10 protein-coding genes are annotated in these 9,145 nt (G+C 67.0%); 5 read left to right on the top strand and 5 right to left on the bottom strand.

The window, feature by feature from the left end; genetic code table 11:
* From FHX42_RS25665 to FHX42_RS25685, 5 genes are all read left to right on the top strand, one after another.
* On the top strand, positions 1 to 2,065 hold a 2,065-nt coding region (locus tag FHX42_RS25665; protein WP_220480898.1), incomplete at its 5' end, for a phage tail protein.
* A 239-nt stretch (positions 2,066 to 2,304) separates the two neighbouring features.
* Positions 2,305 to 3,465, top strand: a complete 1,161-nt coding sequence (locus FHX42_RS25670) for a hypothetical protein (protein WP_182547060.1) — start codon at positions 2,305 to 2,307, stop codon at positions 3,463 to 3,465.
* Position 3,466: 1 nt separating this feature from the next.
* Entirely contained in the window at positions 3,467 to 4,645 is a 1,179-nt protein-coding gene (locus tag FHX42_RS25675) for a hypothetical protein (RefSeq protein ID WP_182547061.1), read from the top strand.
* Positions 4,638 to 4,886 carry a hypothetical protein gene (locus tag FHX42_RS25680; RefSeq protein ID WP_182547062.1) on the top strand — a complete coding sequence of 83 codons (249 nt, stop codon included), beginning with the start codon at positions 4,638 to 4,640 and terminating at the stop codon, positions 4,884 to 4,886. The genes FHX42_RS25675 and FHX42_RS25680 overlap by 8 nt, the downstream gene beginning before the upstream one ends.
* The gene (locus FHX42_RS25685) at positions 4,879 to 6,795 is read left to right on the top strand and encodes a hypothetical protein (RefSeq protein ID WP_220480899.1); all 1,917 of its coding nucleotides are present in this window, start codon (positions 4,879 to 4,881) and stop codon (positions 6,793 to 6,795) included. The genes FHX42_RS25680 and FHX42_RS25685 overlap by 8 nt, the downstream gene beginning before the upstream one ends.
* A gap of 109 nt (positions 6,796 to 6,904) precedes the next feature.
* Here the strand turns inward: FHX42_RS25685 and FHX42_RS25690 are convergent, their stop codons facing one another.
* From FHX42_RS25690 to FHX42_RS25710, 5 genes are all read right to left on the bottom strand, one after another.
* Positions 6,905 to 7,378: a hypothetical protein gene (locus tag FHX42_RS25690; protein WP_182547030.1), complete on the bottom strand. Its 474-nt coding sequence runs from the start codon at positions 7,376 to 7,378 to the stop codon at positions 6,905 to 6,907.
* Positions 7,379 to 7,419: 41 nt separating this feature from the next.
* Positions 7,420 to 7,650, bottom strand: a complete 231-nt coding sequence (locus FHX42_RS25695; RefSeq protein ID WP_182547031.1) for a hypothetical protein — start codon at positions 7,648 to 7,650, stop codon at positions 7,420 to 7,422.
* A gap of 12 nt (positions 7,651 to 7,662) precedes the next feature.
* On the bottom strand, positions 7,663 to 8,211 hold the full coding sequence (locus FHX42_RS25700; RefSeq protein ID WP_182547032.1) for a DUF4352 domain-containing protein: 549 nt from the start codon (positions 8,209 to 8,211) through the stop codon (positions 7,663 to 7,665).
* Positions 8,212 to 8,281: 70 nt separating this feature from the next.
* A complete protein-coding gene (locus FHX42_RS25705) occupies positions 8,282 to 8,683 on the bottom strand; it encodes a hypothetical protein (protein ID WP_182547033.1) in 402 nt (133 codons plus the stop codon).
* 87 nt (positions 8,684 to 8,770) lie between these two features.
* A partial coding sequence (locus FHX42_RS25710) for a hypothetical protein (RefSeq protein WP_182547064.1) occupies positions 8,771 to 9,145 on the bottom strand: 375 nt, incomplete at its 5' end.

Genomic DNA, 9,145 nt, shown 5'->3' on the forward strand with positions numbered 1-9,145 from the left:
GAGTATCGGCCAGGCAGCCTCATCGGCGTTGTCGGGGGCGGCGTCGGCGTTTCAGGGCATGGGTAAGGCTGCCACGTCGTCGGCGGCTGGGATCGCCGCGTCGGGGGTGGCGCTGGCCGGTGTCGCCGCGGCTGCGGTGCAGCTCGGTGCGGAGTTGTCGTCCACGCTCGGGATCATCGCGGCGGTTCCGGCCGCGATCGGGGGGATGGTTGCGGCCACGGCCACGCTGAAACTCGCGTTGCAGGGTGTGGGGGAAGCGTTCGGGGCGGCACTGGGGGGTGACGCCACGAAGTTCCAAGAGTCGCTCAAGGGGCTGTCTCCGGCCGCGGCGCAGACCGCGCGGGATTTGCGGACGCTGAAACCGGCGTTCGATGGGTTGCAGCAGGCCGTGCAGCAGTCCTTCTTCGGCCCGCTGGTGGGGCAGCTCCAACAGCTGTCCGGGGTGATCACGGGCCCGTTGCAGACCGGCATGACCAAGCTCGCGGCGCTGTTCGGTGAGGCTGCGTCGCAGTTGGTGCAGTTCGCCAGTTCCGCGCAGGGCACCAAGCTGATCAACGCGATTTTCACGAACACGCGTAAGGCGGTGTCCGCGCTCGTGCCCGCGATCGGCCAGGTGGTGAAGGGGTTCGCCTCGTTGGCCACGGCCGGGTCATCGACGTTGCCGCAAATGGCGCAATCGATCGCGCGGGTGGCGTCGGCGTTCGGGCAGTGGTTGCAGCAGATCTCGGCGTCCGGGCAAGCCGTGTCGTGGATCCAAGGTGCGATGACGACGTTCGGCCAGTTGGGGCGGATCGTGATGAATCTGGGGGCGACGACCGCGGCCGTGTTCGGCCAGATCACCAGCTCGGGCAACAAGATCCTGCCGATGTTGGTGCAGGCCACGGCGGCGATGCGCAGGTTCTTCACCTCGGCGCAGGGCGGTAAGGCGGTCACGGCGACGTTCAACGCGATCATGATGGCCGTGCGGCTGTTGAAAGTGCCGCTACGGCTGCTCGGGGTGATCTTCCAGAGCGTGCTTTTGCCGGCGATCCGTGGGGTGATGCCGATCCTGCGGACGCTGGCCGCGGCGGTGTTCCCGATGCTGACGAAGGCGATCCAGTTGATACGGCCGTTGTTCGTGCAGCTCGGAGCGTCGTTCCGGAAGGTTCTGGCCGCGGTGGCGCCGGTGGTTCAACAGATCGTGTCGTTTTTGACGCCGGCGTTTCAGCGGCTCGTTCCGGTCGTGCAGACGGTCGTGTCCGTGGTGGTGTCCGTGGTCAAGGGACTGTTCAACGCGATATCGAACATTTTCAAGCTCATCGGCGCGGTGATGCGTGGCGACTGGTCGGCAGCGTGGGACGCGCTCAAGGGCATCTTGACGTCGGCGTGGCACGTGATTTGGTCGATCCTGCGTGGTGCGGTCCAAACCGTCTGGTCGATCATCAAAAACTTGGGGCCGCTGCTGATGGATGCGTTCACGGGCGCGTGGAACCTGGCGAAAAACGCCGTGACCGCTGGTATTGACGCTGTTGTGGGGTTCGTCCGGGAAATCCCGGGCAAGATCACAGATGTTCTGTCCGGGCTGGGGAACCTGCTGTATGGGATCGGTAAGGACATCCTGCAAGGGCTGTGGGATGGGCTCAAGTCCGCGTGGAACGCCGTGTCCGGCTGGCTCGGCAACATCGGAGGGTGGATCAAGAATCTCAAGGGCCCACCGTCGTATGACCGCCGGTTGTTGATCCCCGCCGGTGAAGCCATCATGAACGGTCTCGATCAGGGGCTGAGGGACGGCTACAGCCGAGTGCGGCGCACCCTGGCCGGCATCACTACCGACATCCCGAGCGTGCAGGTGCCCGTGTCGATGGGGTCACCGGGACAGCCTGGACGGGTGCAGCCACGGCCGATCGGGGCGGGTCGTGGCCGCGACCGCGGTGGTGGTGTCGCGGCCGGCGCGTCGGCCGGCGCGGCGGGTGGTGGTTCGTCCACGACGGTGCACGCGCCGATCACGGTGACCACGCCGGCGACGGATCCGGAGATCGTGGCGCGGAAAACGGCCGATCGGCTCGCGCGTGCGGCGCAAGCCTGAACCAGAGGGGGTGTGACGTGGTGTTCACCGGATGGCTCAGTTACGCCGGCGTGGAGGTCGTTAACTCCGTGCGGGCAGCGTCCTACAGCGCGGTTCCGGTGCAGTGCGCCGACTGTGCCGGGTTGCGGGAGTCGTTGGGGCACGAGCCGTACACCCATCCGGCGGGTAACGCCGAGACCGGGGAGGTTCCGGCCCCGTGGTTCGACATCGGGGAACCCGCGAGCGCGGACTTTTGGGGGGTGGTCGGTCTCGAGTTCACCGGCGCGTCGTCGGGTACGGCAGAGCGACAGTGGACGGAACTGCTGTCGGATGGTGGTGTGGCCGGCGCGTTGCGGCGCGGCTCCCGCGAACTTGAGTGTCGGGTGATGCTGCTGGCCGCGAATGCTGAGGCTTTGTCGTGGGGCAAGGCGTGGCTGGCGTCGACGCTGCGCGGGTCGCACTGCCAAACCGGGTGTAGTGGTGACCAGCTGTGCGTGTACGCGGCGTGCCCCGAGCCGCGTATGGTGCCGGATCCGGACGCGCCGGATCCGTCACCGGAGGACTGTTCGGGGGCGGGCGGGTTGATGCCGGAACCCGGGTGGACGCCGGTGTCTGGTGGTGATCGGGTGCAGCGCACGTTGTTCGACGTGTCGCTGATTGAGGGGCCCACGCTCGAGCAGGAACGCCAGGTCACCGGGGGGTGGACCGCGGAGATGACGTTCACGCTCAAGGCCGGATCGCCGCACTTCTACCGGATTCCCGAGCTGGTGTATTCGGCCCAAGATGGTCCCCCGCCGTACCGGGATGTCCTCGACAATTACGACATCATGGCCAGCGCGATGTGCCCGGCGCCCGTGGATTGCATGGACAGTAGCCCGTATTGCGGTCCGGGGTCGTCTCCGTGGGGGGATGAGCCGTTCCCGGGGTCGGATCCGAACAACCCGGGGGTGCTGTTGGATCCGTGTTTCCCGACGGCGCCGTTCCGGGCGCAGCGTGGGGTGTTGCCGGTGCCGCGGGGGTTGACGCCGGGGTGGCTGGAGAAAGTCCCGATCATCACGGTGCACAGCGGGAGCCAGGAGTTGAGGCGGGTGACGGTGCGGTTCTACACGAACCCTCAGGGGTTGCCGCCGGGCCCGGAGTTGGACCCGTGCCAGGCGTGCACGGAGGTGACGATTCCGTGGATCCCGGCGCGCACGATCATCACGCTGGACGGTCGTACGCGGGACGTGTTGGTCAACTGCGATGACGCCGGCCAGACCACTACGAGCGCGACGTTGTATGGGCCGCGTGGGGATGAGTTCTCGTGGCCGGTGTTCGAGTGCGCGACGCCGTTGTTCGTGGAGGTGCTCGCGCTGCAAGCGTCCATTTCGCCGGATATGTGGTACACGCTCGAGTTCGCCGCGCGTCAGGATGTGATCTGACATGCCGCGGGAGTTGGGGTGTGCGGACGAGTACAGCGCGGCGATCCATTTTCAGGGGGGCCGGCGGCTGCACCTGCGGTTGCCGCGGTTGACGGCGTGCAGCTGGGGTCGCACGTTGGACGACTACTCGGAAGCGTCGGTGACGGTGCCGAAGAGCAGGATCCCGCGGGACTGTGTGCCCGGGTTGGGGCAGATTCGGCCGTGGTCGCATGAGCTGACGGTGTACCGCAATGGCGGCATCGTGTGGCAGGGCCCGTTGATCGAGCCGGAGGAGAACCGCACGGAAATCGTGCTGCCGGCCCGCGACATGATCAGTTGGTTTGATCGGCGGGTGATCGCGAACGAGTTCCGCAAGGGGTCGGCGCCGGTCGATACCGGCGAGATGTTGTGGCAGATCCTGACGGCCACGTTCCCGCCGGGCAACGTCTACAACAACCCGGGTATCTCGGAGTACATGGAGGTGCACCGGGATACACCGTCCCGTCAGGTGTTCCCGGAGACGATTTGGCCGGGGAGTCAGACGGTGGGTGAGGTGGTCCGCGAGCTGATCAAGTCCGGTATCGACATGTACACGCTCGGCCGGAAGGTGTTCATGGTGCCGGATACCTACGCCACGTCGCGGGCACCGTACCGGCTGACCGGTGACGACTTCACCGACGACATTTCGGTGATCATGCGGGGGTTGGACACCGCGACGGAAGGGTTCGCGATCGCGGATCAATCGATGGACCCGGGCGGGCAGGTCCCGCCGGGTGGGAACCCGAACAACCCGCCCCCGACGTTCGCGAAGTACCCGAGCGAAGCCAACGACGATCAGGCCACGATCCCGTGGTTCGGCCGGATCACTCAGTTCACCGACGCCGGGCAGCAGGTAGAGCCGTCGGCGCTGGCCGATGTGGCGCGGTCGCTGCGCGAGTACGGGTGGCCGACTCCGATGACGGTGCAGGTGCCGGACGGTGCGGCACTGTCCCCGCGCGCGCCGGTCACGATCGGTCAGCTCGTTCCGGGTCGGCCGTTCCGGGTGTCCCTGGATGACTACGTGTTCCCCACGTCCGAGCTGTTCCGGCTGTCCGAAGTTGAGGTGTCGTGGACACAGGACACGGTTGAGCAGGTGCAAATCAGCTTGAACACGCAGCGGGAGAACCCGAACGAGCAGACGGGAGGCACGTCCGGTGGCTAAGTACGGGGCGTCGGGATCGCTACATCCGGAACGAGCCGCGCGGCGCGCTCAAGCTCGGGCGCAGCGGCCACGCGGCGCACCGGGCGGTTCGGCCGGCGGGACCGCGGAGGTGGTCACCGCGTCGTGGCGGATCGCCGAGAACGAGGCGGGGGACCTGGTGGCCGTGCACACGAGTGGGGTGGTGCGGGTGATCGCGCCGGCCCCCGACAGCGACGAACGGGAGAGTGGGAAGGATGGCTGACCGGTGCGGCTGCGCGGGGTCGATGACGATCGAGGTGCGGGGGGATCACGGCATCACCGTGACCCGCGAGGGGGCCCCTGATCTCACGTATGCGATTTCGGTGGATGGGTCCGAGCTGGTCGGTGACGGGATGCGGTGGGATCCGGTCGCGCGGCGGTTCACCACCAAGCTCGCGCCGAATGGGGGGTTGGCCTACAACGCCACCGGGGCCCTGTACGTGACCGGCGACGGTGGTGGTGGCGGTGGCGGGAACCAGCCACAGCCGGCGACGGTGGCCGCGCTCGAGCAACGCGCGGGAGCGCAGAACGTCGTGGCCGGGCATGACGGCGCCGGATACATGATCAAGCCGAATTCAACGCGGGGCAGCGTGGACTACGGCGCGCGGCGCGGGGTCGACGCGATGCACCTTCCCGTGCTGTTTTTGCGGGACGGAACGCCGGTGGTTTCCAGCGTGAACACGGTGTTCGGCGAACCTGTGTACGAGCAGGATCACGAGCGGTGGCGTGTCCTCGAGCAGCTTCCCGGTATCTGGCCGTCGGATCCGCGTGGGGACACCGACCCGGTCGAAGGGTGGTTCGGCTTTTTGGAGCCGAACGAGTACGGGTGGATCACGCTGGCGGAAACGTTCGAGCGGGTCGACCGGCGCACCGTGTTGATCCTGGATCTGCGGTTCCCCGCGATCGAGGGGGGCGGTTGGGCGCGTCCGACGCCGGACCGTCAGATCACGGCGTTTCTGGACGACATGATCCGGCTGATTCGCCGGTATGCGGCACACCAGTCCGTGATGGTGGTGTCGTTGACGCCGAATGTGCCGATGGAATCGAGCACGGACACGCGGGACGTGTTGCGGCCGTTCTACGACGCGTCCGTGCCGGCGGTCGGACCGGTGATCGGCACCGAGCAGCAAGCCACCGACATCCCCCCGACGGATGAGCGGTGGTCGTGGTGGCGGTGGTGCCTGCTGGATAAGAACCTGCCGATCGACACGATGACCGGGTACACGTCGTTGTCGGACGTGTTCGCGTTGACCTACAGCGTGGCTCGGCACCACGAACATCAGGACGTGACGGTGCCGTCCGGTGCGGCCGGTGCGATCGCGGTGGACCCGGACTACTACGCGGGTGCGATCGACACGCACCCGAGGCAAGGGAACTTCCGGTACCGGAAGGACTCCCCGACGTGGTGGTACTCCACGGTGTGCAACGGGCTGTTCGGTCCGCAGACGGCGACTACGGATGTGTCGGCCCGGTTGCGGGGGTTCATGCCCGCGCGGGCTCCGGCGGACGCGCTGTACATGCTCGGCGGGCAGGCGGTGCAGCCGAACACCAGGACGCACTTCGTGTTGCAGGGCTACTTGTGCCCGCTGCCGAACCCGACGAACTACCAAATGTCGTGGGACATGGATCTGGAGCCGCCGGCGGGGGTGGATCCGAACGTGTCCACGCTGCGCGCCGAGGTGCTCTTCGCTCGTGACACCGATGACGCGTTCGTCCGGTGGGAGGACTCCGGGGACAAGTCGGGCTACATCGTGAGTTTCGCGACGTGGGATTCCGACGCGTCGAAGTGGGCGTACGTGTACGCGTGGGACCCGAGTTTGAACAGTGGGGCCGGTGGGACGGTGGAGCGGCACCGGTGGGAGCTCTCCACGGTCGATTCCGGGTTCGTGGGGTTCCGGGTGCGGGTCAATGCCGACCGGGTGGAGTTCGCGATCACCGGCCGGTCCGATCCAAACAACGTGATCGCTCCGGTGTACACCGAGTCCGCGTCCGGTGAGGGCACGTTGCCGGCGTCGCGGGGACCGTATCTGTACTTCGGCCGTCAGGCTCCGCCCGGGGATGAACCGGTGCGGGCGGTGTGGCACGGGTGGGTTTACAGCCCTGGTCAGGGAGATGACCCGCCGGCGGTGTGAAGTCGGGTGGCGAGACGATTCCGCCCCCTGGTCGGTGAGGTGTGCCAACCAGGGGGCGGGATCGCGCGTGTCCGACCCCTAGCCGCGGGGTGTGGGTACGCGGGTGATGCTACGCGCCGGCTTGGCTGCTGGTCAGGTACTCGTGATAGTTCGCCGCGGCCAGGATCTTGTAGGCGAACGCGCGCGCCTCATCGGGCGTTCCGTAGTCCCCGTCGGGGTAGGCGCTGTAGCAATGCTGGTTGTAGGTTTCGACGCGGCCGGGAACGGTTTGGTCGTTGATGAACTCCGGTAACTCGCTCTCGGTGTACGTCGGAGTGTTGTCGTAGATGCTGCGTAGCTCGTGACGCCAATCCGCTACTTCACTGGGGGTGGTTCCATCCGTGTCGCAGTCTCGCCGGATGGCGTGGTCGATCACGTAGGCCGCGCGGGACAGTAGCGCAATGTTGATGCTGGTGACGGCTCTGTTTTCGGGAGTCGAAACCGGATAGCGCGTGATCATCTGCGTGAGTCCGTGGAGTGCAGCGGCGACGAAGCGGGCGTCTCCGTAGGGGACGCTGACGGTGTTGGTGGCGGCATCATCCATCGTGGGGCGCCTCTCTGCGTGGTGGCTGATGGTGTTGTCTGCTAGATGTCGATGGGTTCGCCCGATGCGACGAACCGCGCGTGCTCACGGGGCGATCCCGTCCAGACGGTTACGCGCGGAGTCATCCCGAACGTGATCTTCTCGGACTTCATGATTCGGGCCATGCTGTCTGCGTGGTACTTGCCGGTCGGCCAGTCGGGCACGGGGATGAGCGAGTCGTCCGGTGCGTGCAGGCACCACAGCAGTCGGATACGGGGTGTTGTGGTGGTCATGGCGCGGCTCCCTTACTGGTGAGCGAACGTCGTGGACTTGTTTCCGAGCATGGCGGACACGATGACGCGGGTGGACTGGTCGGGCTGGCCGGCGAATGCGGTCCAGCCGCTGCCGGTGGCGCCGGGCGGGATGTCCCCGATCATGAGGATGCCGGGTGCGACGTTGCTCGAGTCTTGGACTTTCTCTACGACCTGGCCGCCGGTGGTGGCTTGGAACTGCAAGGTGGCCGGGTTGACCGGTTTGCTGGTCGTGTTCTCGAACGTGATCTTGACCTTGAACGCTGGTTTCCCGGCCAGTCGTTGCGGCATTGCGGTTGTGCTGGTGGTGAACGGCTCCGGGGCGGACACGGTGGTAGCGATCGGATCACTACTCGCGGTTCCGTAGGCCAACGTGTCCGGCTTGTTCGGGCTGCTGCTGGACGCGGGGGGTGGTGTTGGCGCGCCGGTGGTGCCGGTGGCGTCGTCGGAACCGGTGGTGGCCGTGCTGCACGCGGCCAGTAGCAGTGTGGTCCCGAGTGCGGCGGCGACGAGCGCTTCGGGGTTCAGGGTGTGTCTGCGCATGAGGGTCAACCTAGCGTGCCTGCCCGGTAGTGACGGGTGGCCCCGATCGGTCTCGGGGCCACCCGGGCGGTTACAGGTTCGGGGCGATGTAGGCGCGTCCCCGGTCGTAGTGCGGCACGGGATCGGCGGACGGAACGAGCACGTGATGCACGTCCGCCTCAGCGCCGGTGATCTCGTGGCCGTCGGGGGTGTAGTACAGCGTTTCGTCGGCTCCGTGCTGGACGGTCCACCCGAGTGATTCGAGCACGGGGCGGCTCACCTCGGTGAGATACCGGCCTTCCCCGGGGGTGACGTCGTACGAGCTGGCTTGGTCAACGTGGGTGAAGGCGTTCTCGAACTGGTCGAGTAGTTCCACGAATCGGTGTTGCCAGTCCTCTGGCATGGATTGGAGCAACGCGCGCGGCATGACCAGGTAGTTGGCGTAGGACAGGCCAAAGTGGGTGTGGATGTCTTTCGGGGCGGGTTCGCTCATGGCGGGGACTCCGTTCGGTCTTGGTGTGCCTGGCAGTGAGCCAAGCCGGAAGCGCACACACCGGGGCGTGTGCGCCAACGGCCGGGTTCACGTACCGGCGACGTCGGGAACGAGGTGTTCCCGGAACACCGGCGCTTCCAGTGCGATCCAGCAGTTCCCGAACACGTCGCGGTCGGTGTCGACCAGCCGTGAAGTGGGGTACACCTGGCGTAGCTGCTCGGCGAAGGCGGTACTTGCCCGCGGGTTCCGGCCGGCGTTGACGGTGATCCGAGCGAGCGGGATCACGTCGGTGGTGGGAACTACGACGCTGTCGCCGCGGTCGAGTTCGATCCACGTGCGCAGACCCGAGCGGGGCGCGCGGACGGTGCCGCGGTTGTCGTCATCGGGGGAGACTGCGACGCGGTCCCCGGGTTGGGACATCCACCCGGGCGGGTTGCCGGTGTCGGCGGTCAGGTGGCGGGC

Source organism: Halosaccharopolyspora lacisalsi (assembly GCF_014137975.1).
GTDB lineage: Bacteria > Actinomycetota > Actinomycetes > Mycobacteriales > Pseudonocardiaceae > Halosaccharopolyspora > Halosaccharopolyspora lacisalsi.

What these genes read in the sequence shown, in the direction of transcription:
- FHX42_RS25675 (WP_182547061.1), top strand. Translation starts at nt 3,467, where the DNA reads ATGCCGCGGGAGTTGGGGTGTGCGGACGAGTACAGCGCGGCGATCCAT.
- FHX42_RS25685 (WP_220480899.1), top strand. Translation starts at nt 4,879, where the DNA reads ATGGCTGACCGGTGCGGCTGCGCGGGGTCGATGACGATCGAGGTGCGG.
- FHX42_RS25690 (WP_182547030.1), bottom strand. Translation starts at nt 7,378, where the DNA reads ATGGATGATGCCGCCACCAACACCGTCAGCGTCCCCTACGGAGACGCC.
- FHX42_RS25695 (WP_182547031.1), bottom strand. Translation starts at nt 7,650, where the DNA reads ATGACCACCACAACACCCCGTATCCGACTGCTGTGGTGCCTGCACGCA.
- FHX42_RS25700 (WP_182547032.1), bottom strand. Translation starts at nt 8,211, where the DNA reads ATGCGCAGACACACCCTGAACCCCGAAGCGCTCGTCGCCGCCGCACTC.
- FHX42_RS25705 (WP_182547033.1), bottom strand. Translation starts at nt 8,683, where the DNA reads ATGAGCGAACCCGCCCCGAAAGACATCCACACCCACTTTGGCCTGTCC.